The sequence below is a fragment of the Cupriavidus sp. 207A1 genome (assembly GCF_057798955.1).
This window is the reverse complement of sequence record NZ_JBYOJO010000011.1, coordinates 156,537-177,753: the sequence shown is the minus strand read 5'-3', so window position 1 is coordinate 177,753 and position 21,217 is coordinate 156,537. Positions and strand designations below refer to the sequence as shown.

19 protein-coding genes are annotated in these 21,217 nt (G+C 66.6%); 12 read left to right on the top strand and 7 right to left on the bottom strand.

From position 1 onward, the window contains the following. Positions 1 to 18: 18 nt before the first annotated feature. Together AC3FMM_RS20705 and AC3FMM_RS20700 are read right to left on the bottom strand one after the other, a co-directional pair. Positions 19 to 1,620: a peptide chain release factor 3 gene (locus AC3FMM_RS20705; RefSeq protein ID WP_488687383.1), complete on the bottom strand. Its 1,602-nt coding sequence runs from the start codon at positions 1,618 to 1,620 to the stop codon at positions 19 to 21. A gap of 219 nt (positions 1,621 to 1,839) precedes the next feature. Then, on the bottom strand, positions 1,840 to 2,808 hold the full coding sequence (locus tag AC3FMM_RS20700; RefSeq protein ID WP_414249250.1) for a YihY/virulence factor BrkB family protein: 969 nt from the start codon (positions 2,806 to 2,808) through the stop codon (positions 1,840 to 1,842). 204 nt (positions 2,809 to 3,012) lie between these two features. Between AC3FMM_RS20700 and AC3FMM_RS20695 the strand changes: the two genes are divergently transcribed. The 3 genes from AC3FMM_RS20695 (at position 3,013) to AC3FMM_RS20685 (ending at position 4,378) form a co-directional block, all read left to right on the top strand. Next, positions 3,013 to 3,210 carry a hypothetical protein gene (locus AC3FMM_RS20695; RefSeq protein ID WP_240987750.1) on the top strand — a complete coding sequence of 66 codons (198 nt, stop codon included), beginning with the start codon at positions 3,013 to 3,015 and terminating at the stop codon, positions 3,208 to 3,210. Positions 3,211 to 3,640: 430 nt separating this feature from the next. Further along, the gene (locus AC3FMM_RS20690; protein ID WP_240991384.1) at positions 3,641 to 3,862 is read left to right on the top strand and encodes a hypothetical protein; all 222 of its coding nucleotides are present in this window, start codon (positions 3,641 to 3,643) and stop codon (positions 3,860 to 3,862) included. A gap of 99 nt (positions 3,863 to 3,961) precedes the next feature. Then, positions 3,962 to 4,378: a hypothetical protein gene (locus tag AC3FMM_RS20685; protein WP_240987748.1), complete on the top strand. Its 417-nt coding sequence runs from the start codon at positions 3,962 to 3,964 to the stop codon at positions 4,376 to 4,378. Between the two features lie 145 nt (positions 4,379 to 4,523). On the opposite strand, the gene AC3FMM_RS20680 is transcribed toward AC3FMM_RS20685, so the two are convergent. From AC3FMM_RS20680 to AC3FMM_RS20670, 3 genes are all read right to left on the bottom strand, one after another. Then, a complete protein-coding gene (locus tag AC3FMM_RS20680) occupies positions 4,524 to 5,891 on the bottom strand; it encodes a sigma-54 dependent transcriptional regulator (RefSeq protein ID WP_116313731.1) in 1,368 nt (455 codons plus the stop codon). Between the two features lie 125 nt (positions 5,892 to 6,016). Beyond that, positions 6,017 to 6,487: a hypothetical protein gene (locus AC3FMM_RS20675; protein WP_115714172.1), complete on the bottom strand. Its 471-nt coding sequence runs from the start codon at positions 6,485 to 6,487 to the stop codon at positions 6,017 to 6,019. Between the two features lie 667 nt (positions 6,488 to 7,154). Then, positions 7,155 to 8,519, bottom strand: coding sequence for an NCS2 family permease (locus AC3FMM_RS20670; RefSeq protein WP_488687382.1), 1,365 nt, complete (start codon positions 8,517 to 8,519; stop codon positions 7,155 to 7,157). Between the two features lie 426 nt (positions 8,520 to 8,945). Between AC3FMM_RS20670 and AC3FMM_RS20665 the strand changes: the two genes are divergently transcribed. Both AC3FMM_RS20665 and AC3FMM_RS20660 read left to right on the top strand, forming a co-directional pair. Further along, positions 8,946 to 9,149 (top strand): cold-shock protein, encoded by a 204-nt coding sequence (locus tag AC3FMM_RS20665; RefSeq protein WP_010811149.1) that lies wholly within the window; start codon positions 8,946 to 8,948, stop codon positions 9,147 to 9,149. 1,580 nt (positions 9,150 to 10,729) lie between these two features. Continuing rightward, the gene (locus tag AC3FMM_RS20660; RefSeq protein WP_012354866.1) at positions 10,730 to 11,824 is read left to right on the top strand and encodes a replication protein RepA; all 1,095 of its coding nucleotides are present in this window, start codon (positions 10,730 to 10,732) and stop codon (positions 11,822 to 11,824) included. 113 nt (positions 11,825 to 11,937) lie between these two features. On the opposite strand, the gene AC3FMM_RS20655 is transcribed toward AC3FMM_RS20660, so the two are convergent. After that, positions 11,938 to 12,141, bottom strand: coding sequence for a cold-shock protein (locus tag AC3FMM_RS20655; protein WP_006159056.1), 204 nt, complete (start codon positions 12,139 to 12,141; stop codon positions 11,938 to 11,940). A 377-nt stretch (positions 12,142 to 12,518) separates the two neighbouring features. Here AC3FMM_RS20655 and AC3FMM_RS20650 point away from each other — a divergent pair, with 377 nt between their 5' ends. Continuing rightward, complete coding sequence (locus AC3FMM_RS20650) at positions 12,519 to 13,178, top strand: AAA family ATPase (RefSeq protein ID WP_012354867.1); 660 nt, start codon at positions 12,519 to 12,521, stop codon at positions 13,176 to 13,178. Positions 13,179 to 13,180: 2 nt separating this feature from the next. Continuing rightward, positions 13,181 to 14,197 (top strand): ParB/RepB/Spo0J family partition protein, encoded by a 1,017-nt coding sequence (locus AC3FMM_RS20645; protein WP_115711774.1) that lies wholly within the window; start codon positions 13,181 to 13,183, stop codon positions 14,195 to 14,197. A 99-nt stretch (positions 14,198 to 14,296) separates the two neighbouring features. Here the strand turns inward: AC3FMM_RS20645 and AC3FMM_RS20640 are convergent, their stop codons facing one another. After that, positions 14,297 to 15,898, bottom strand: a complete 1,602-nt coding sequence (locus AC3FMM_RS20640) for a phage integrase family protein (protein ID WP_488687381.1) — start codon at positions 15,896 to 15,898, stop codon at positions 14,297 to 14,299. Between the two features lie 527 nt (positions 15,899 to 16,425). On the opposite strand from AC3FMM_RS20640, the gene AC3FMM_RS20635 reads away from it, so the two are divergent. From AC3FMM_RS20635 to AC3FMM_RS20615, 5 genes are all read left to right on the top strand, one after another. Further along, positions 16,426 to 17,268, top strand: a complete 843-nt coding sequence (locus AC3FMM_RS20635; RefSeq protein WP_115711779.1) for a helix-turn-helix transcriptional regulator — start codon at positions 16,426 to 16,428, stop codon at positions 17,266 to 17,268. A 250-nt stretch (positions 17,269 to 17,518) separates the two neighbouring features. Next, positions 17,519 to 18,064 carry a DNA-binding response regulator gene (locus AC3FMM_RS20630; RefSeq protein WP_488687380.1) on the top strand — a complete coding sequence of 182 codons (546 nt, stop codon included), beginning with the start codon at positions 17,519 to 17,521 and terminating at the stop codon, positions 18,062 to 18,064. Between the two features lie 95 nt (positions 18,065 to 18,159). After that, positions 18,160 to 18,474, top strand: coding sequence for a hypothetical protein (locus AC3FMM_RS20625; RefSeq protein WP_116313728.1), 315 nt, complete (start codon positions 18,160 to 18,162; stop codon positions 18,472 to 18,474). Between the two features lie 495 nt (positions 18,475 to 18,969). Further along, positions 18,970 to 19,641 (top strand): phosphatase PAP2 family protein, encoded by a 672-nt coding sequence (locus AC3FMM_RS20620; protein ID WP_488687379.1) that lies wholly within the window; start codon positions 18,970 to 18,972, stop codon positions 19,639 to 19,641. A 96-nt stretch (positions 19,642 to 19,737) separates the two neighbouring features. Continuing rightward, positions 19,738 to 21,141: an undecaprenyl-phosphate glucose phosphotransferase gene (locus tag AC3FMM_RS20615; protein ID WP_115711782.1), complete on the top strand. Its 1,404-nt coding sequence runs from the start codon at positions 19,738 to 19,740 to the stop codon at positions 21,139 to 21,141. Positions 21,142 to 21,217: the final 76 nt, after the last annotated feature.

Below are 21,217 nucleotides of genomic sequence, written 5' to 3'. Positions count from 1 at the left end.
TTTGCACGAGGACGATGATCAGACGATCTCGCGCGTCTCCAGGAACTGCAACTCCGGGAACCGTTCCTGCGTCAGCCGCAGGTTGACCATGCTCGGCGCGAGGTAGACATGGTCGCCGGCACCGTCCAGCGCCACGTTATGCCCGGCCTTCGCGATCAGCTTCTCGATCTCGGCCGGCGTGCCCTTGAGCCAGCGCGCGGTGGCGCATTCATGCGATTCGAAGATGGCATCGACGCCGTATTCATGCTCGAGCCGGTGCGCCACCACGTCGAACTGCAGGATACCCACGGCCCCCAGCACCAGGTCGTTGGACGCGAGCGGGCGGAACATCTGCGTGGCGCCCTCTTCCGCCAGTTGCTGCAGGCCCTTCTGCAGCTGCTTGACCTTGAGCGGGTTGTTCAGGCGCGCGCGACGGAAGAATTCCGGCGCGAACGACGGGATGCCGGTGAACTTGAGCGGCTCGCCTTCGGTGAAGACATCGCCCAGGCGGATGGTGCCGTGGTTGGGCACGCCGATGATGTCGCCGGCGTAGGCCTCTTCGGTGGTGTTGCGGTCCTGCGCCATGAAGGTGATGGCGTTGTTGATCGCCACGGTCTTGCCCGCCGAAACGTGCAGCAGCTTCATGCCGCGCTCGAAGCGGCCCGAGCACACTCGCACGAAGGCAATGCGGTCGCGGTGGCGCGGATCCATGTTGGCCTGGATCTTGAACACGAAGCCGGTGAACTTGGGTTCCTGCGGCTCGACCACGCGCGAATCCGTGTTGCGGGCCAGCGGCGGCGGCGACAGTTCGCACAGCGCATCCAGCAGCGACTGCACGCCGAAGTTGTTGATGGCCGAGCCGAAGTACACCGGCGTCTGCTTGCCGTTGAGGAAGGCCTCCTTGTCGAAGGTATGCGAGGCCCCGCGCACCAGCTCGATCTCGATGCGCAGCTCTTCGGCCTGGCTGCCAAGGATGCGGTCCAGCTCCGGATTGTCCAGGCCATCGAGGATCGCTGCCGTGCCCTTGTCGCCGTGCGGGTCGAACAGCTGCACCTTGTCGTCGATCAGGTGGTAGACACCGCGGAAGGCCTTGCCCATGCCGATCGGCCAGGTCATCGGCGCGCACTGGATCTGCAGCACGTCCTCGATTTCATCGAGCAGTTCGATCGGCGAGCGACCTTCGCGGTCGAGCTTGTTGATGAAGGTCAGGATGGGGGTGTCGCGCAGCCGGCAGACGTTCAGCAGCTTGATGGTCTGCGCTTCCACGCCGTTGACCGAGTCGATCACCATCACCGCCGAGTCCACCGCGGTCAGCGTGCGATACGTGTCTTCGGAGAAGTCCTCGTGGCCCGGGGTGTCGAGCAGGTTGACGATGTTCTCCTGCGCCTTGCCGCCAGCGCTGTCGCGGCGGTAGGGGAACTGCATCACCGACGACGTCACCGAAATGCCGCGCTGCTTTTCCAGCTCCATCCAGTCCGAGGTGGCATGGCGGTCCGCCTTGCGCGCCCGCACTTCGCCCGCGACCTGGATCGCGCCGCCGAACCACAGCAGCTTTTCGGTCAGGGTGGTCTTGCCCGCGTCGGGGTGGGAGATGATGGCGAAGGTGCGACGACGCGCAATTTCAGGAACGAGCGAGCTCACGGCAGCGGAATCAGACTGGGAAATATTGGGATGGCCCGGCGATGGCCGGAACCAGGACCGGCAGCGCCGCGGGCGGCCGCAGGGCCGGGCCCTGCGGGCACGCGAAGGGAATGGGGCGTTATTTTACCGGTTTGGGCGCCGCTACGGGATTTGCGTTGTCACCTGCCGGGTCCACACCCCGATCCATGTCTGGTCCATGCCCGCTCCGGCGTGCTGCCGCTACTCGGCCAGCTTGTCCGCCGGCTTGCCGCGCAGGCTGCCGAACTGCAGCGCGTACTGGCGCGTCAGCTCTGCGCCGAAGAAAAAGATCTGTGCTGAGTAATACACCCACAGCATCAGCGCCACCACGGAGCCGGCAGCGCCATAGGACGAGGCCACGGCACTGTTGCCCAGGTACAGCCCGATCAGCCGCTTGCCGATCGAGAATAGCAGCGCGGTGATGACCGCGCCCATGGTGACGTCGCGCCAGGCAATGCGCGCATTGGGCAGCATCTTGAAGATCACCGCGAACAGCACGGTCACCACCGCGAACGAGAACAGCGACGAGATCGCTTCGGCCACCGGAGCGAACCACGACTGCGTCCACAGCTGGCCCCAGATGCGCTCGACCACCGCCAGCGCCGCATTGACGATCAGCGACACCAGCAGCATGAAGGCCAGCACCAGCACCAGGCTGAACGACAGCAGGCGCGTGCGCAGCAACTGGCGCCAGCCGGCGGTGTCGGGCACCGGCACGTGCCAGATGTCGTCCAGGCTGCTTTTGAGTTCGGCAAAGGCGCTGGTGGCGCCGACGAACAGGATGCCGGTCGCGATCAGCGCGGCCATGCCGCTGCCGCCGGCGCGGTGCGTGGCGGCCAGGATGCCCTCGATGGCGGCGGCGCCCTGTTCGCCGACCAGCCCTTCGAGCTGCGCGAAGATCTCGCCGCGCGCCGCCTCGGCGCCGAAGAACAGGCCGGCGATCGATATCACCAGCACCAGGATCGGCGCCAGCGAAAACAACATGTAGAAGGACAGCGCCGCGCCCTTGCTGGCGGCGCGGTGCGCGAACCACGAGGTGATCGCGGCGGCCACCACGCGCAGCGTGCGCGCGCCGGTGTGGCGGTCGGGCAGCCAGTGGGGGCGGTGCCGGCGCGGCGGCGGCACGCCGTCGGCGGCAGCCGATGAGGAAGGTTCGGTCTTGTCAGTCACGGCCTGGTGCTGGCGCGATCCGGCGCGGGGACCGCGGATGGATTGCGCCTGCCCGCCCGGCCGGCGCTGCGTTCATCATACTGCGCATCGCGCCGCTTGCCCAAGGCGCGCCTGGCGCGGCGCGCCGCAGGCGACCTGCTACAGTAAGACCAGGCATACCTGCCGGCGCATCCGTTGCCCGCGCGCCGGCGCAAGGAGGCACCCGTGACCTGCAACCTCCGCGCACGCCCGGCGGCCGTGCTGGCAATCATCGCCGTGCTCGGCTGCGCCGGCTGCGAGCGCAGCCAGCCCGGACCCAAGCCCATCTCCGGCACCGCATCGGGCGCCGTGCCCTCGGCAGCGCCTGCCGCGACACCGTCCAGCCCGGCCAATCCCTCTGGCACCTCGGGCCAGCCCCGCTGACTGCACGCTGGCCGCGCCACCGCGCGTACCCGTTTCTGCGTCGCCACGCACGGGCCCCGTCTTGCTGGCGCGATGCACCGCGGTTACTCGCGTGCATGACTGATGTAAGGCCAGTTTCAACCGTGCAACGGGCTGCGAGGCCGTAGCGCCACGCCTCGCGCCCACGGCAAAGCGCCGGCCAGGGCGCGCCAGCGGACACCAGCGCGCCGCCTGCGCCGCCACGGCGCCAGCGCAACGCGTTGCAGTGACGAAACCGATTGGTCCAGCGCCGCCGAGCAGTGACGGCCAGGTACCGCGAAGCGTCTCGCAAAGCCGCGTGGCACAAGCGTTTGCGGCCCTTGGCACACTTGTCGCTCTGGCTTGGCCAGGGCGCACAGCAGGCTGGCGCCAGTTCCGTCAAACCCGTCGTTTGCGCGCTGGAGATCACCACATGCGTAACCCGCCTTCCCGCATGACCGCGCGCCGGCGCGCATACCGCCTGGCCGGCCCGCCGCCGTCAGAGACGGACCTGGTGTCGGCGCCGCTGCTGCCCTATCCGCGCGCGCGGGTGCAACTCGCGCGCAGCGCGCACGGCATGGCATGCATGGCGATCCGCAGACCGGCGCAGGCCAGTCCGTCCTGCCGGCGTCATGCCGGCAAGCGGCGCGCGTGACGGACTGACACAACAAGCGGGGACGCGAGCCAGCGTGACCGCGCCGATTAGTGTTCTGTCCCCCGGCGGACACTTTTTTTCCACAGGGAGAAGCCGACCATGAAAGCTGCAATGCTCGCCACGGCGCTGGCGATCGGCTCGGGCAGCGCGGCGGCGGCCAGCTACGCGTGGTTCGACCGCCCCGACGCGGATGACGCTAACAGCCACGCCGCGGTCAGTCATGACGTCTATGTGCGCGGCTTCGGCTGGGCCTGGGGAGAGCTGCGGCTGGATCCGGACACGACCGGCGGCGAAGCGCTGGCGCCGCCCGCGCGGCACGCACGCGACGGCCAGCGCCGTCGCGACATGGTGCCGTGGCCAGCGCAGGATGCCTGCGAGCCGCCGCGGCGGGCGCGCGGCAAGATCAGCATGAACCTCGCCACCACGCCCGCGCCCGCGCAGGCATACGGCGGCGGGTTCGCGGACGGGTTCGCGGACGGGAAGTGGGCCGCTAGGCCCCCGCGGGTGGTGCGCTGACGTGCCGGCCGGCACGGGGAAAGGCGGAACCGGCGAGCGGACGTCGCCGGTTCCCCTTTCCCGCTGGCGCCTGTCCTGGTCGTGTTACTGGCCGCGGTACCGGCCGTGCCGGCAACCCACACATGACCGGAGCTGTTGACTGCCGCTACTCCCCCGCCGAGGCGTGGCTCTCCACCCGGATGTTGTGCTTGTGCATGAGCCGGTACAGGGTCACGCGCGACACGTTGAGCTCGCGCGCGGCCGGCACCACGTGAAAGCCGTGGCTGGCCATCACGGTGCGGATCGCTTCACGCTCGGCCTCTTCGCGGATCGCATCGAGGGTCTTGCGCGGCAGCTCGGCGCCGTTGTGCAGCTGCAGGTCTTCGGCGGTGATCTTGCGGTTGTCGGTCATCACGATGGCGCGGCGCACACGGTTGATCAGTTCGCGCACATTGCCCGGCCAGGCGTACTGCATCATCGCCTGCGTCGCGCACGCGGAGAACCCGCGGATGCGACGGTGCGCCTCGTGGCCGTGCTCGGCCAGCACCGCATTGGCCAGCAGCAGGATGTCCTCGCCGCGCTCGCGCAGCGCCGGGATCGACAGCGTCAGCACGCACAGCCGGTGGAACAGGTCCGAACGGAAGCGCCCGTCGCCCTGCGCCGCCACCAAGTCCACGTGCGTGGCCGAGATGATGCGCAGGTTCAGCGGGATCGACTGATGGCCGCCCAGCCGCGTGATCGTGCCCTGCTGCAGGAAGCGCAGCAGCGCCACCTGGCTTTCGAGCGGCAGGTCGCCGATTTCGTCGAGAAACAGCGTGCCGCCCTCGGCCTGTTCGATCCAGCCGATCTTGCGTTGGTTGGCCCCGGTAAAGGCGCCCTTTTCATAGCCGAACAGCTCTGACTGCACCAGGTGCGAGGGAATGGCACCGCAGTTGATGGCGATGAACGGGCCCTTGCGCCGGCTCGAGGCATCGTGGATCGCCTGCGCGGCCAGTTCCTTGCCGGTACCGGACTCGCCCGAGATAAACACCGGCGCTTCGTTGTGCGCCACCTTGGCGAGCGAGCGGAACATCGCCCGCATCGCCGCGCATTCGCCAATCATGGTGCCGCGCGACGCGCTTTCCTGCGGGCGCGTGCCGTGCAGCGACGCCATGCCGCGCGCATGCCGCAGCGTGTACAGCAACTCCGGCATCGAGAACGGCAGGCGCACGTAGTCGACGCAATAGTCGCGGATCATCCGCCGTACGCGCTCGTTGGCCAGCATCGCATCGGAGGTGATCGCCACCCACGTGACATGCAGGTACTGCAGCGCCTGTTCCAGCTGCGTGAACTCGGCCTCGCTGTAGTCGGACTGCAGGTCGATCACGCCGGCCGTGGGCGGACAGGCGCGCACCGTGCGCTCGGCATCGCGGACCTGCGCGACACGGCGGATTTCCCATTCCGTGCCGATCACGGACGGGTCGAAACCAAAATCTTCATGACGCGACACGACCACGAGCTGTGCAGTGCGTGACGCCTTGCACAGTCGGTCCATCACGATCTCCCGGACGTTAGGCTTGTTCTTGGTGCCGGCACCCGTGGCCGCCGCAGCGGCGCGCGTCCGTGGCGGACGGTGGGGCTGAACTGGCTGCGGGCATGCGCCCGCGGTCGACGTCGGTGTCACGAGCTGGACAGACTGCGGGTGGATTCATCAGGCGCGGCAAGGTAATCCGCGCCCGGCTGGAGCTGCTCGCGGATGCGCCGCCGCACAGCCTCCTTCTCGCGCATCAACTCCACGCGAGGCGCCTGCGGCGACTGGCCGGAGTATTGGTAGTAGAGCGTCTTGTAGGTCAGCTGGCTCAGGATCCATTCCTGCAGCAGCGTGCGCTGACGCGCCAGTTCCCCCTCGAGCAGCCGATGGCGGCGCAGCAGGTTGGACACCGCCGCACGGGCGCTGTCGCTGAGTTCGCTGTCTTCGGCAAGCAGGGCGACAACATTGGCGGTGGCCGCGTCGCTCACGGCCCGTTTGGCGGGCACTTCACCTGCGGCTTCCCCCACGGCAGCCCAGGCTGGATGCATAGATCGGATGGATCGGTTACTGGACTCCCTGACAGGCCCGATGACGGGTCGCCGGATCTCTCCTGCGGTCATGATTATCCCCGTTGAACAACATCCCCCGGCACTGCACGTCTACGTTTACCACTTTTCAGTCTTGGAATTTTCTTGTCTGCGTGGCGCGCATGTTGTCCGCACGCTCCCGGATTGTGGGCGGCGCCGTCATTGATATTGACGGTCTCTGTCCCGAAAGCACTGCCGCCCTGGCGCATTGCGCCGACGCGCTTTCGGTCTGGCTCCGGCACCCTGCCGCATACACCGGAGTCAAGAAGGGGCGCTTGCCGCGCCCCTCTTTGCCACGCCTATAGTTCAGTGCATTTGCGGCGGTTTGTCCAGCCCTGTGTGGGTGACTTACAGCCAATCTCATCCATTGGTATGAGCCCTCGCGCACACACGCGAGAGCGCTGGCAGCGGCACGCAGCAACGCGCGTGCGCGTGATGCGACGCGGACATACTACGCAGAAACGGGTACGCTCCGACACCCCACCGCGGCAGGGACATGACCATGTCGGAGCCCAGGATCGCTGTCTCGGCCTGCACGCAGAATCGGGTACGCTGCGCCGGCCTCGCGGCATCGGCCGCGCGCAGAAACGGGTACGCCGCAGCTGCGTGCAAGCTGCGCTGCGTGTCATAACGGCGATAAAAAAGGCGGCCCTGGGGCCGCCCTGCGCACGAGACTGGTCGTTGATCCGGCGCGTGCCGGTCAGTGCCCCGGAAGGTAATAGAACTTGAAGACGAACACGGCGGCAATGATCCACACCATCACCGGCACGCTGCGCGCGCGTCCCGTCAGCAGCTTGAGCGCCGCATAGCTGATAAAGCCGAACGCCACGCCGTTGGCGACGGAATAGGTGAAGGGCATGCCCAGCGCCGTCATCACCGCGGGCACCACCTCGGTGACGTCGTTCCAGTCGATCTCCAGCAGTTCGCGCAACATCAGGCACGACACATACAGCAGCGCCGGCGCGGTGGCATAGGCCGGCACCGTTCCCGCCAGCGGCGCGATGAACAGTGCCGCGAGAAACAGCACGGCCACCGTCACCGCGGTCAGGCCGGTACGTCCGCCCGCCTGCACGCCCGAGGCGCTTTCGATATACGCGGTGGTGGACGAGGTGCCGAGGAACGAGCCCGCCATGATGGCGGTGCTGTCGGCCATCAGCGCCTTGTTGAGCCGGTCCATCTTGCCGGCCTTGAGCAGTCCCGCGCGGTTGGCCACGCCCATCAGCGTGCCGGTCGCATCGAACAGCTCGACCAGGAAGAACACCAGCACCACGTTGATGATGCCGATCGACAAGGCCGCGGTGATATCGAGCTTGAACAGCGTCGGGCTCAGCGACGGCGGCGCGGAAAGAACACCGTGGAAGGTGTTGCCGGCGAAGGCGAAGCTCAGCAGCGTGGTGAGCAGGATGCCGATCAGGATGGCCCCCTTCACGCGCAGGTGGTCCAGCGCCACGATCACGAAGAAGCCGACGATCGCCAGCACCGCCGAAGGCTGGTGCAGGTCACCGATGGTTACCAGCGTGGCCGGGCTCGCGGTAACGATGCCGGCGTTCTTCAGCGCAACGATGGCCAGGAACAGGCCGATGCCCGCGGTGATCGCCACACGGATCGAATGCGGAATGCCATTGACGATCATCTCGCGCACGCGGAACAGCGTCACCAGCAGGAACAGGCAGCCCGAGATAAAGACCGCGCCCAGTGCCGCTTCCCACGGGAAGCCCATGCCCTTGACCACGGTGTACGCAAAATACGCGTTCAGGCCCATGCCGGGAGCCATCGCGATCGGATAGTTGGCGTAGAAGCCCATGATCAGCGTGCCGATCGCCGCGGCCACGCAGGTGGCAACGAACACCGCGTCCTTGGGCATGCCCGCATCGCCGAGGATGGAGGGATTGACGAAGATGATGTACGCCATCGTCAGGAACGTGGTGATGCCGGCCAGGATCTCGGTACGGACATCGGTATGGTGCTCGCGCAGCCTGAATACCCGCTCGAGCAGCGACGGTGCGGCGTGGGGCGCTGCGGGGGTGGACGTGCCCGGCTTGGAAGCGGGATCCGGCATCGACATGAATGGTCTCCTGGTGTCTTATCGTGTCCGCGGCAACTGGACCCCGTGGGTCAGTCCCGGCGCCGGTCGGGGCCGGGCTGGGGCAGCGCCTGCCCCGAGCGGCAAGCGTACTCTGTACCGCCCGGCCCGGCGCCGTCACGGCGGGCACGAATAAGCAACATGCAAAAGGCGTGATGATCCCACGACGCGCACGCGGCGGGCCAGTTCGGCACGCGCGCGCCGGCAGGGGCATGGGGCCGCCCCCATCTTGACGCTGACCGCAATCCCCCGTATAAACGCGCCTAGATTCAAGCGACGAGGCAACAGTTCATTCGTTAGCCACCGTCTGGTACTTCGGTTGTCCATGGTGTCCTTTCCTTGAGTTCCCCGTGTCGGATGACGTGTTCGTCATGCGATCTTTTTTGTCCTTTTTCTGGAAAGCAAATCATGCAAACCGGTATCGTCAAGTGGTTCAACGACGCCAAGGGCTTCGGCTTCATCAAGCCGGACGCAGGTGGTGACGACCTCTTCGCTCACTTCTCGGAAATCCGTGCCGACGGCTTCAAGTCGCTGCAGGAAAACCAGCGCGTGCAGTTCGAAGTCAAGAATGGCCCGAAGGGCCTGCAGGCCGCGAACATCACCCCGCTGTAAGCCTTGACGCCACGGCGCACCTGGTGTGCGCCACACAGCGTAAGAACCCCGCCCCTGGCGGGGTTTTTTGTTTTCTGTCGCATCACGGGCCGACCTCGGTTCCCCTTCCCCTTCCCCATCCCCTTCACCCACCGCTTTCTCGTCCTTTCACCCGTCTCGCACTGATGGGTACGCAGCGCTTCGCCGCGTATCCCCTTTCGCAGAAACGGGTACGCAATATTGCAGCGCAGGGCGACAGGCCCTTGGCCAGCGCACGCAGAAACGGGTACGGGCTATCCCCCTGAGCCTCACCTCTTCCGCCGAATAATCACGCAGAAACGGGTACGCATTCGCCGGCTGGCCCACCCTGGGCGTCCCTGGAGTACGCAGAAACGGGTACGCGGTGAAAATTTTTTGTGCCCCCGTCTGCGCTTCCCAACGCCGTCCAACCCCTGACCTATCCACATCCCAGGCTCCGGCGAGCCGCCGCAGAAACGGGTACGCGCCGTGTTGCAGCGCAGAACCGGGCCTTTGGTGCCTCCCGCTGACGGCAGCTCGCAGAAACGGGTACGGATTTGAGCCGATGGGCTGGCAGACGCCTTCGCAGAATCAGGTACGCATCGACGCAGCGTTTTCGTGGGGCAAGTCGCGGAGGGCAGGACGCCCTTCACCAGAGCCGCAGAATTGGGTACGCCGCTGCCAAGCCCCTCGCATCACGTATACGTTGGGTGTGAGTACTAGCTTTTGTTGTAGCGCTCATGTATAATGGAAACTTGGTGGAAGATCCGCCCGAATCCGTGGCAGAGTTGACGCAGAATCGGGTACGCCCTGCCGGGTCGCTTCAACATCCGGGCACGCAGAAACAGGTACGCTGGCGATGAGTACCGGGCGCGAAGCTCCGGTCGCAGAAATGGGTACGCCGCAGAAACAGGTACGCGAGCGAATCCAGATGCTGGCGATCTGAGGTCGGCGCAGAAACGGGTACGTTTTGGCAGGGGTTTTCGCAGAAATGGGTACGCGGGCGCGGTTCGAGGTGCCGGTTGTGCACCGGGGCGCGAACCTGTTTCTGCGGGGACAACCGCCTGGCGGCGCAGTTATCCACCGTTTTCGGGCGGGAACCGGCGCTGCAGCGTGCCTGCGGACCGGGGATATCGCAGAATCGGGTACGCTTTGGAGCGTCTTGCCTGTGGAGAAGCCTGTGGGCGACGGCGGTTATCCCCGCAGAATCCGGTTCGCGCCAGCCGCAGATACGGGTTCGGGTGGCCGCAGATACGGGTTCGGCCCTTCGCTGAATCGGGTACGGATCGCCGCAGAATCGGGTTCGCGGGGCGGTGATTTCCCTTTACGAATCAATGGGCTTGGCTTCACGTATACGGTTTACAAGTAGTTAACCCGTATCGGTATCGTTTACTGGTAGCTGATGGCTGGCGAACCGTGGACAACCCTGCCGGGTTGCCCACCGTCCGCCACCATGCGACCACCCATTAGATCCTCCCGGCTGGCAAGAACCCCGCTGGCAATGCGGTCGCTTGTGTACCTGTTTCTGCGTGACAAGCTTTGCGGCTTCGAGTACAAAGGCGGGTAATCCGAAGCAAGCCACTATGCCCATCAAACGCTCCCCGGCCGCCACGGGGGATCGAAGCGTCCTCGACCTGGACGCCGAACCCTCCCGCATCATTGTTCCCGGCAACGAGAACAACCTGGTTCCGTCCGAGAAATTCCAGCGCCTGTTCGACGAAGCGCAGGCCATGGAGCGCGAAGACGCCTGGCAAAGCGGCGAGGTCGGCTTCCTCAGCCGGGCCAGCGTCCAGGTCACGCTGCCATATCGCGCGCCCAAGGGCGCGCCGCCGGTCTGGACCCGCACCAGCGGCAATATCTCGCTGATGATCCAGCCGGGCTATTTCACGCAGCAACGCTCCGAGCGCGCCGCCAACGGCCGCCAGAAGCTGGTGTCGGAGACGGTGTCGCTGGGATACCCGTATGGCTCCTATCCGCGCCTGATGCTGGCCTGGATCGGCAAGGAGATCATGGCGAAGAAAAAGCGCGGCGAATTCACCGGCACGGTGGAAGACCGGCGCATCTCGCTTGGCAATTCGCTGTCGGAGTTCATGTACAACCTCGGCATCCCGATGGCCACCGGAGGCAAGCGCGGCACCATGACGCTGGTACGCCAGCAGATGATCCGCCTGTTCTCGGCGACCATTGCCATCGTGCAGAACAAGTCCACGCCGAGCCAGAACCAGAATCCCAACCACGAGCCGCTCTCGATCGATCGCGTGGGCTACCTGCTGGCCGACCAGCTGTCGACCTGGTGGGATCCGATGCAGCCCGGACAAGGGTCGATGTTCGAGAGCTTCGTGGTGCTGTCCGAGCCGTTCTTCAACGAGCTGGTCAACCGGCCGGTGCCGGTGGACATGCGCGCGCTGAAGGCCCTCAAGCAGTCGCCCTTCGCGCTCGACGTGTATTCGTGGCTGACTTATCGGTTCTTTACGATTCAGCGCCGCACCGAGATCCCGTGGGAAGCCCTGCAGATGCAGTTCGGCACGGAAACCGAAAGCGAACGCAAGTTCCGGGCGCTGTTCCGCAAGGCGCTCAAAGACGTGCTGGTGGTCTACCCCGGCGCCAAGGTGGACGCCGATTCGTCCAAGGCGCTGATCCTGCAGCCGTCGCGCACGAGCGTGCGCAAGCTGGGCTGATTCGCACACGGGCGGACCGGCCCGGACGCAAAAAAGGCAAGCGTGAAACGCTTGCCTTTTTTGTTACCCGTCGCGAACGCGTCGCGGCGGGCGAGGGGTCAGCCGAGGCTGGATCAGGCCGGCTTGATGGCCGAAGCCTGCAGGCCCTTCGGGCCTTGCTTGACTTCAAACGTCACGCGCTGCCCGTCCTTCAGGGTCTTGAAGCCCGAGCCCTGGATTTCCGAGAAGTGCGCGAACAGATCTGCACCACCGTCGTCCGGGGTAATGAAGCCAAAGCCCTTGGTCTCGTTGAACCACTTGACCGTACCGGTTGCCATAGGAATTTCCTTTTCGAAGCAAGTTCTTGTACACAACGCAAACAACCGTTCAAGCACGTTGAGTTCTCGTAGATACCGAACGGAAGCCGACGAGGTGACACGACTTGACTCGACTGTAGCGCGCATCATAACCACTTTGGATTACGGTGTCATGTGCGGCGTAATGCGCACTACAGATACTTTAGGCACATTCCGGTCCGATTTTCAAGCAATTTTACCGACTTGCGTGATTTCCCCCGTCTTAAGGACAATTCCGCGCCCACAGTCATGAAACACATTTTTTGTTAAATTGGAAAACGGTTGATGCGTCACCTGGTTTTGGCTAAAGTTGCGCCTTAAGAAATAACCGCGCTTTCAGCGCTGAAAGAGAGGTCGCAGTGCCAGCCAAAATCATTACGGTCTTCAACCAGAAAGGCGGTTGCGGCAAGACGACGGTCAGCATGCATCTTGCCGGCACGCTGGGTCTGCGCGGTGCGCGTTCGATGCTGGTCGACATGGACGAGCAAGGCACCGCAACCCGATGGGCGGCCCAGGCCAGCGACGAGCGGCCGTTCCCGGCCTCGGTCATCGGGCTGGCGCCTTCCGGCGGCGCCATGCACCGCGAGGTTCGCAAATTCGTCCAGGATTATGACTACATCGTTGTGGATTGCCCCCCGGCAGTCCATTCGGCGGCACCATCCAGCGCGTTGCTGATTTCCGACCTCGCCATCATTCCGGTCGTACCGTCCCCGCCCGACCTATGGGCGGCGGTGGCCGCCAAGACGCTGGCCCAGCACGCGCAGGTACAGAACGAATCGCTGCTGATCCGTGTCATGGCCAATATGGTCCAGCGCCGGGTGTCGATTGCACGCCAGGCGATCGAAATTCTTGGCGATGATGGCGACGTCCCGCTGTTGAATTCGATGATCGGCTCGCGTTCGGCGTTTCGCGAATGCCAGGCGATCGGCTGCACCGTCCATGGCGTGGCTGGTGCGCGCGAGGCGGTGCAGGAGGTCGACATGATGGTCGATGAAGTGTTGTCTTTGATTGAGCAATAGGCATGGCTACCAAACTAAAAAGCCTGAAGGCCGGCATGCTTGCCGGCATGGCGGCCGAGAAGAGCCGGAACGATACGATGGATCGCTTCGCGCGGGCGGAAGCGGCCATTTCCCAGCATCCCAACGGCCTGCTGCAGGGCAGGGGGGCTGCCGAAACGTCGCCCGGTTTCAGCGCTGAAAGTCTCGACGACGTCGCCGCGGGCCGGCAGCTGATCCGGATTCCGCTGGCGCAACTGCATGACAACCCGCTGAATGCGCGCCGCATCTACGATCCCGCCGTTGTGCAGGAGCGGGCCGCGTCCATCGCCACGCATGGCCAGAAGACGCCGGGCCTGGCGGCGCCGGATCCGGCGCGCCCGGGCCACTACATCCTGATCGACGGTCATTACCGCAAGCGAGCCCTGGCATCCGCCGGCAAGCTCGAAATGGAATGTTTTGTCGAGAACGACCTGAGTGACCTGGATTTCTACCGCCTGTCGTTCATGCTGAACGAGCAGCGCTCGGACCAGTCCGCACTCGACAATGCCATTGCCTGGCGCCAGCTGCTCGATGAAGGCAAAGTCCAGAAGGAAGAGGAGATCTGCGAGCTGACCGGCATTTCCGCCGGCACCGTGAACAAGACCCTCGCGTTGCTGCGACTGCCGGAGTCGGTGCTGGGCGTGATGCGTGAATGCCCGAGCGCGATCGGCATTGCCGCGGGCTACGAGCTGACGCTGTACTTCAAGCTGGCGGGCGAAGAGCGGACCCGCGAACTGGCGGGGCGCATCATCCACGACGGGCTGTCCAGCCGCGAGGTCGAGGCGATCCGCAAGCAGGCGCAGGAAGGCAAGGCGCGCAAGGTCAAGGAGATCAGCCGCCAGTACAAGATCCGCACTGACAGTGGCCAGCTGCTCGGCACGATCAAGGAATGGGATTCCGGACGCGTGATGCTGGACGTGCAACTGACCGACCGCAGTGCGCGCGAGGCGCTGGTTGAAGCCCTGAAGTCTCGCTTCGGACTCGACAAGACCTTGCTCTGACACTCTGAAACGGGGGGCCGCCAGTTCGCCGCCGCGGAGACGCGGGCGCCGACATGCGGACAATATGCGGGGGCAGTGGCGACACTGCCCCCATTGTTTTCAGGCCATCAGATCCCGTGGCGAACGTGCCGCGAATGCCGGATCACAGCGCTTGCGATAGCGCTCCAGCATGGCCGACAGCAAGGCATGCAGGCCGCGCACCGAATACCCGCCCAGCGGTTGTGCCGTGCGCTTGCGACGGGCTCGCCCCGTGGGCGGTGCCGTCGCCGGGCCGATCAGGCATGCGTCTGCCATGCCTGGTCCCTCCCATTGCAGATTGCGGTCCTGCCAGTGGCGCGCCAGCGCCGTCCGTGTCGCGGGCGCAAGGCCGCTGCCCGGGCAGGGCGCGTGCGCGTGATTGCCGAGGGTTGATGATTCGATGGCCATGCCGCCTGCGGGTCCGGCTAAGGACAGCGACTGCAGCGTCGCCGATGACAACTGATCCAGGCTGAGCCCTTGCTCGCGCAACAGCAGGATGGCGGCACGCGCGGCGCGGTAGCGCTGGCCATCGCTGGCCTCGGCTTGCGATGTCAGCCATGACAGGAAGGCGGCGACGCTGTCTTCCGGCAGCGGAGCGCGGACGGACGGCGTAGCCGCCTCTGCGTCCGGGGCCGTCGCCATTTCGGCCCCGATCTGTGCCGGCCAGCGCGCCGCGCAAGGGTAGCCGTTATCGTGCATCCACCGGAACAACGCGGCCAGCACGCGCAGACTGTGGCGCTGGCTGGCCGCGCGCAGCGGGCCCGTCAGCGGCCGCCAAGCGGCCTGGTTTCGAGGCGCACGCGGCCCGCACCAGCGGCTTGCGGGTTCGGGGCTGGCCAGGAACCCCAGGTAGGCCTGGCGGTCATCCAGGTCCAGTTGCGACAGCCCCTTGCCGCGCTCCAGCGCCGCCCACAGCAACAGCCGCTCCGCCTCCTTGCGATACGCGGCAAAGGTGCTTCCCTGGCCGTCGGTGGTATCGCGCAGCCAGGCCTTGACCACCGTTACGCCGTGGCTGTACGGACAGGCATCATCGGGGCCGGCAGCCGCCGGCGCCTCGCTCAGCCACTCGAGCGGCAACGGCTGGCGCAGCGCCGGACTCAGCGCCGCCGCTTGCAGCGGCGCCCGGTTGCCGACATGTGCGCGCAGCAGCGGCGCGCCATCCGCACCCTTGAAAACCGTGCGCTGCTCGCCCAGCCAGCGGTTGATGGTGGTGCCGGCGAGCGCGCCAATGCGCGGCACGCCTCGCCACCAGGCGGTACCGCGCTGATTGGCCAGATCCAAAAGAGATTTAAGCGTCACAATATTGGCATTGCGCAGACGCCGCGCCAGTGCCGGAGCAAACCACAGTTCCACACTGTGCTGGGCCTGCGGAGCCGCCGTGCCCAGTCTTTCCAGTTCGCCGAGCGCCTCCACCCGACGATCCATGCCGCGGTTCGAGCGCCCGGGGCCGGCCAGCAGCAATTCGGCCAGATCCGCGCGCCCGTGCAAATGGGCCAGCTGGACCATGCGATCGCGCAAGGCCAGCAGGATGCGCAGTGCCGACTCGGCGCCGGGGTCATCGTCATCCGTGTCGTCGGCGAGATAGCGGGGCACCACCATCGCGGCCGGCATGCCCTGGACATAGGCACGCACGGCGGCGAATTCGCTTCGCGTCAGGCTGACAGGGGGGGCGGCAGGAATCATCGACAGCTTGCGCAGTATCGCTAACTTATTGATTTATAAGGCACCTGGGCGGAGGCAGAAATCATCCGACCCGAAATGCATAGCAAAATGCAATGCCGATAATTCTATGCGCGATGACGCAGGCTGCACAGGCCCGGCAGCACGATTTCATCCATATGCTGCAATCAGCCGGCATCAGACCGGCGGGCGTGGCGCAAAGCGCCGGTTGGGGATTACCCGCTGCAGCGCACCATTACCTTGCATTCGCGGGGCACGTTTCATATGCTGCAACTCAGGAGTTATAAATACTTAGATCAGACTTCAGCCGAATCTAAGGCTCTTGAAACAGAAGCGTTTCACACGCACACCGGGGCGATCCGGTATCTCCAGGGAAAGGATGACCTGCAGCCAGACGGGAAGGCTGTGGGGCGTCCCCGGAGCACTGGCGGATCGTAGGGAGGTGCAACCGCAGGATAGCGGGGCACGTCCGACACGCAAGCACGGATTTTCGCGGGGTTCGCGCTTGCCGCAATAATAAGAGAGCGGCCATGGCCACCATCCTCTTGATCGAGCCTCACCCCCTCCTGCGCCTGGGTCTGCGCCACCTGCTGGCCCAAGCACACCTCGACGGCGACCTGCTGGACATCGATCCGCTGGCGCCCATCGATTCCGATCTGTGGCTCAACGATGCCGACCTGATGGTCTACGGACTGCCGTCCGACCAGGCCAGCGGCTGGTCCATGCTGGAAGAACTGTGCCAGCGGCTGCGGCCGCAGCGGGTGCTGGTCCTCAGCGAGCAGGCGATGCCGGCGCTGCCCGAGGCCGGCCTGCCGGAGCCGGTGCGCGGCTGCGTGCCCAAGCATTGCAGCGCCGACGCGCTGGATGCGGCGGTGCGGCTGGTGCTGGCCGGCGGCGAATGCTTCCCGGCGTCGAGCCAGCCGTTGCCGGGCCGGCACGCCGGCACGGACGCTGCCGTGGCACGCCTCGCGCCGGCGGCTCCCGGCGATGCCCGGGTGGTGACGCTGCGCCCCGGTGTGGACGATGCCGGTCACGACAGCGCGGCGCCGGTGGCGCAACGCCAGTTCGCCGCGCACGCCACCGCGTACGAAACGCCGTCGGCCGGCGCGCACCTGCTCAACATCACCGAGCGCCAGTACGAAGTGCTGGCATTGCTGGCGCGCGGCTATCCGATCAAGACCGTCAGCCGCATGCTGAATATCTCGATCGCCACCGCCAAGACGCATGCCTGCACCCTGTATCAGCGCCTCCATGTGCGCAACAAGGGCGAAGCGGTCTACGTGGCGCTGCAAAGGGGGGCCACGCTCAACTGGGCGGGACCGGACCCGGCTGCCGCGCCGGCGCGCATGCCGCCGGTAGGCCAGGCGGCCTGAGCCGGTGGCGCGCGCCGGCGATGCTGGCCGCGCGCGCCCCCGCGCGCCTCATCCTTCTGCAGCGTGATGCTCCGCCAAAAGCATGAGGCAGGGGTGGCAGCGGCTTGCTACCTTCTGAGGGAAGACATCCGCACAGACCGACGCCGGCGGTTGGCGCTGGTGCGATGCCCTCCCCGCCGGGCCGACCGCAGCCCGGCTCCGACCGCGCGGCCGCTGCCATGGCCGCCCGGGTTGCCGCCGGATCGAGTCAATGCCGACCTACCTGATCGCCAGCAATGAAATGATGTGCCGGGTGCTGGCACGACGCCTGCACGCGCTCGACCTGCCCAGACCGATCAACTGCCGCACGCCGCAATGGCTGCGGGCCCCGGCGCACGCCCCGTCATCGGCTGCGCCGGCGCAGACCGCCACGCACGACCTCCAGGCCGATCCCGGCCATACGTCCACGCAGGCTGGCGCGCAGCTGCCGCCGGATCCTGCGGATATTGCCGTGATCGATTGCAGCGGCCTCGAAGGGGATCCGCGCGCATGGCTGGACCAACTGCACGCGCGCCTGGCGCCGCGGCGCTGGCTGGTGTTGTCGGACCGCCTCGATCCCGCGCTGATCCTGCATGCCGCGCTGCTCGGCGCCAGCGGCTGTCTCGCGTTGCCCGCGCCGATGGACCTGGTGTGCGCGGCCACCGCGCTGGTGTGGGCCGGCGGCCAGTGTTTTCCGCGCATGGCGCTGTCGCTGGGCGGGGCGCGTGCGCCTGCGCCCTCCCTCCTTTGTGCGACCCCTCCTACAACCACCGGATGAGGGCGCAATATTGCTGATGGCCTATGCTTGATTCGCCCGGAGGCAGAAGCTGGCCCTCATTTGCAGGCTGGCCGTCCCGGGAAGAAGGGGGTCGTATGGAGGCCGGACTTGAGTTCCTCGTGGTGCGCGGCTTTGCGGTGCGCGAGGGCCGGGGAAAGTGGGCGTGCTGCTTCGAGATCAGGCTCGCCGCCCATCATGAGCAAGGTTGCGGCGCGGATGGCGCCGCCGGCAGCGAAGAGCCGCTGCTGTACCGGGGAGAACTGCACGGGCGCCAGTTCGATTGCGAGCTGGCCGCCGCCGATGCCGCGCGCGCGGCCGGCGAGCGCGAAGCCTTGCTGCGTGTGGAAAGCCTCAAGGCGCTGATCATCGCGCAGCATCGGCACCGCGTGCCGCCGTCACTGGTGAGCTGAACCTCCAGGCACGCGCAGCTGTTGTGCAGCGGCACCCGGCGCGAGCGCCCGGTGCCGCTGTGCGTTTGTGCGGGTCGGATTGGGTTGGTGGCATCGGTTGGCCGCATCGGTTGGCCGCACGGATGGGCCGCATTGCTTGGGCCGCATGGGTGTCGTCCGCCTGATCTCGCCGCTGCTGCCGCCATCTCGATCATGCCTTCCCGGCAGGCAAAAAAAGAAGCCCGCCGACCGGGGGACCATGCGGGCTTTGAAAACGCTGCCCCGATGATGCAAGGGCAGCGATCCCGATTGAACATATCGAATTGCGCAAAGACTCTCTATCCACCAGACGGCCAATGCAGTCATGCACTCTCAACCTGTCTGCACCCCGACCGGCGCCGGCCGGGGCCGCGCCGCGCGCGCGGGTGGCGCTGGACCAAGCGGTCGATGCCGCCACGCGCGAGGCGGTGGTACCCTGCCCCACCAGACCCTGACGCTTACCGCTTGCGCCTGCCCATGAGCCACTGGCATCTCGTATCCCTGTTCGGTGAATCCGCGTACCTGCTGCCTTGCGCCGTGTTCCTGGCGCTGTGGCTGTACTGGCGCGGCGGGCCCGGCAGCGCGCGCCACTGGGGGCTGGCGTTCGCCGCGGCCGCGCTGCTGGTGCTGGCGTCCAAGCTTGCGTTCATGGGCTGGGGCATCGGCAGTGCGGCGCTCAACTTCACCGGCTTCTCCGGCCACGCGATGATGGCGGCGTCGGTGCTGCCGGTGCTGCTCTACCTGGCGGTGCCGGCCGCCCGGCGGCGCCTGGGCTGGCTGGCGGCGGCCGCGGGCGTGGGCCTGGCGTTGCTGGTGGGGGTGTCGCGTCTGGCGCTGCATGCGCACTCGGTGTCTGAGGTGGCGGGCGGCCTGGGCGTGGGCCTGTGCGTGAGCCTGCCGTTCATCCTGCGGCGCACCACCCCGCACGGTCCGCTGGCGATGGTGCTGGCGAGCGTGGTGCTGGCTACCGCGCTGGTGATGCCGATGACCGGCACCGTGGGCGCCTCGCACGGGCTGATCCAGCAGCTTGCCATGCTGCTGTCCGGCCGCGACCGCCCCTTCCAGCGCGGCGAATGGGCCATGTACGGACGCGCGACCGGGTACGCCAAGGTGCACGCCGGCCCCTCCCTGAGCGCGGCCGCGCGCTGATTTCCCCGCCACAGGCTGTGTGCGCCCGCCAACAGACACTGGCGGGCGGCTCGGCAACCATCGCTGCATCGAGCATTGCATTCGCGGTGGGCAGCCATGGCATCCAGTTCGACCTTTGCGGCAGAGCGCCACACGGCGCTGCACTTGTTGTACCGGCTGGCCGACGCGGTGCTGGTCGGCGTGTGCGCGGTGATGATCGGTGCGCTGTACTTTCCCGAGGGCATCCGCGGCGCCGCGCCGGTGCACGGCTTTCTTGCCGCGCTGTGTTCGATCGGGGTGCTGGCGGTGTTTCCCGCCTTCGGCATCTACGAATCGTGGCGCGGCCGCAGCCGTGCGGCCCTGGTGCTGCGCCTGCTGGCCGCGTGGGCCACGGTGTTTATCGTCGGGCTGATGACGGCGTTCCTGATGCACCAGATCGCCGCGGTGTCGCGGGTCTGGTCGCTGGGCTGGTTCGGTTCCAGCCTGCTGGCGCTGGCAGGGGTGCGCGCCGTCATGTTCCGCATGCTGGGCAATGTGCGCGAGCAGGGCATCAACGCCAAGCGCGTGGTGATCTTCGGCTACGGGCCGCTGGGGCGCGAGATGTACCTGCGCGTGGACCAGATCCGCGCCGCGGGCTATCGCGTGGTCGGCATCTACCATGAAGAGCCGATCGCGGTGCCCGACGGCGTGGTCTCGCTGCGCACCATGGAAGAGGTCAACCTGTTCGTGCGCAGCCAGGCGGTCAGGGAGATCTGGCTGACGCTGCCGATGGTGGCGTGCCGCGACCTGTACGACGTGGTGCGGCAGTTCCGCAACGAGTTGATCGACATCCGCTGGATCCCCGACGTGATGTCGGTGGAGCTGCTCGGCCATCGCTTCAGCGAGTTCCTGGGCCTGCCCGTGATCGACCTCAACAGCCCGCCGGTGTCGGGCATCACCGGCCTGCTCAAGGCCAGCTTCGACCGCGCCTTCGCGCTGGCCGCGCTGATCGGACTGGCGCCGCTGCTGCTGGTGGTGGCGGCGCTGGTGAAGCTGTCGTCGCCCGGGCCGGTGCTGTTCCGACAGCGGCGGCTGGGCATGGACGGGCGCCCGTTCGACGTCTTCAAGTTCCGCACCATGCGCCAGCACGCCGACGTGGGCGTGACGCAGGCGGTACGCGGCGATGCGCGCGTGACGCGGATCGGTGCCTTCCTGCGCCGCACCAGCCTGGACGAGCTGCCGCAGTTCTTCAATGTGCTGCGCGGCGAGATGTCGGTGGTGGGCCCGCGCCCCCATGCGATGGAGCACAACGAGCTCTACAAGGAGCTGATCGACCGCTACATGCTGCGGCACCGGGTCAAGCCTGGCATCACCGGCTGGGCCCAGATCAACGGCTTGCGCGGCCAGACCGATACCGTCGAGAAGATGCGCCGGCGTATCGAGTTCGACATCTACTACATCCAGCACTGGTCGTTCCAGCTCGACCTGCAGATCATCCTGCGCACCGCGCTGCACGGCTGGACCGGCGCCAGTGCGTATTGAGGGGGCAGCTGCGGCGGTACCCGGGGGGCGCACGGATTGGTGCGCAAACGTACCGAAGCCGCAGCCGGTTAAGCGT

Coding starts and splice junctions, on each gene's coding strand:
- AC3FMM_RS20690 (WP_240991384.1), top strand. CDS start 3,641: ATGCGTAACCCGCCTTCCCGCATGACCGCGCGCCGGCGCGCATACCGC.
- AC3FMM_RS20685 (WP_240987748.1), top strand. CDS start 3,962: ATGAAAGCTGCAATGCTCGCCACGGCGCTGGCGATCGGCTCGGGCAGC.
- AC3FMM_RS20680 (WP_116313731.1), bottom strand. CDS start 5,891: ATGGACCGACTGTGCAAGGCGTCACGCACTGCACAGCTCGTGGTCGTG.
- AC3FMM_RS20675 (WP_115714172.1), bottom strand. CDS start 6,487: ATGACCGCAGGAGAGATCCGGCGACCCGTCATCGGGCCTGTCAGGGAG.
- AC3FMM_RS20670 (WP_488687382.1), bottom strand. CDS start 8,519: ATGTCGATGCCGGATCCCGCTTCCAAGCCGGGCACGTCCACCCCCGCA.
- AC3FMM_RS20665 (WP_010811149.1), top strand. CDS start 8,946: ATGCAAACCGGTATCGTCAAGTGGTTCAACGACGCCAAGGGCTTCGGC.
- AC3FMM_RS20660 (WP_012354866.1), top strand. CDS start 10,730: ATGCCCATCAAACGCTCCCCGGCCGCCACGGGGGATCGAAGCGTCCTC.
- AC3FMM_RS20655 (WP_006159056.1), bottom strand. CDS start 12,141: ATGGCAACCGGTACGGTCAAGTGGTTCAACGAGACCAAGGGCTTTGGC.
- AC3FMM_RS20645 (WP_115711774.1), top strand. CDS start 13,181: ATGGCTACCAAACTAAAAAGCCTGAAGGCCGGCATGCTTGCCGGCATG.
- AC3FMM_RS20640 (WP_488687381.1), bottom strand. CDS start 15,898: ATGATTCCTGCCGCCCCCCCTGTCAGCCTGACGCGAAGCGAATTCGCC.
- AC3FMM_RS20635 (WP_115711779.1), top strand. CDS start 16,426: ATGGCCACCATCCTCTTGATCGAGCCTCACCCCCTCCTGCGCCTGGGT.
- AC3FMM_RS20630 (WP_488687380.1), top strand. CDS start 17,519: ATGCCGACCTACCTGATCGCCAGCAATGAAATGATGTGCCGGGTGCTG.
- AC3FMM_RS20625 (WP_116313728.1), top strand. CDS start 18,160: ATGGAGGCCGGACTTGAGTTCCTCGTGGTGCGCGGCTTTGCGGTGCGC.
- AC3FMM_RS20620 (WP_488687379.1), top strand. CDS start 18,970: ATGAGCCACTGGCATCTCGTATCCCTGTTCGGTGAATCCGCGTACCTG.
- AC3FMM_RS20615 (WP_115711782.1), top strand. CDS start 19,738: ATGGCATCCAGTTCGACCTTTGCGGCAGAGCGCCACACGGCGCTGCAC.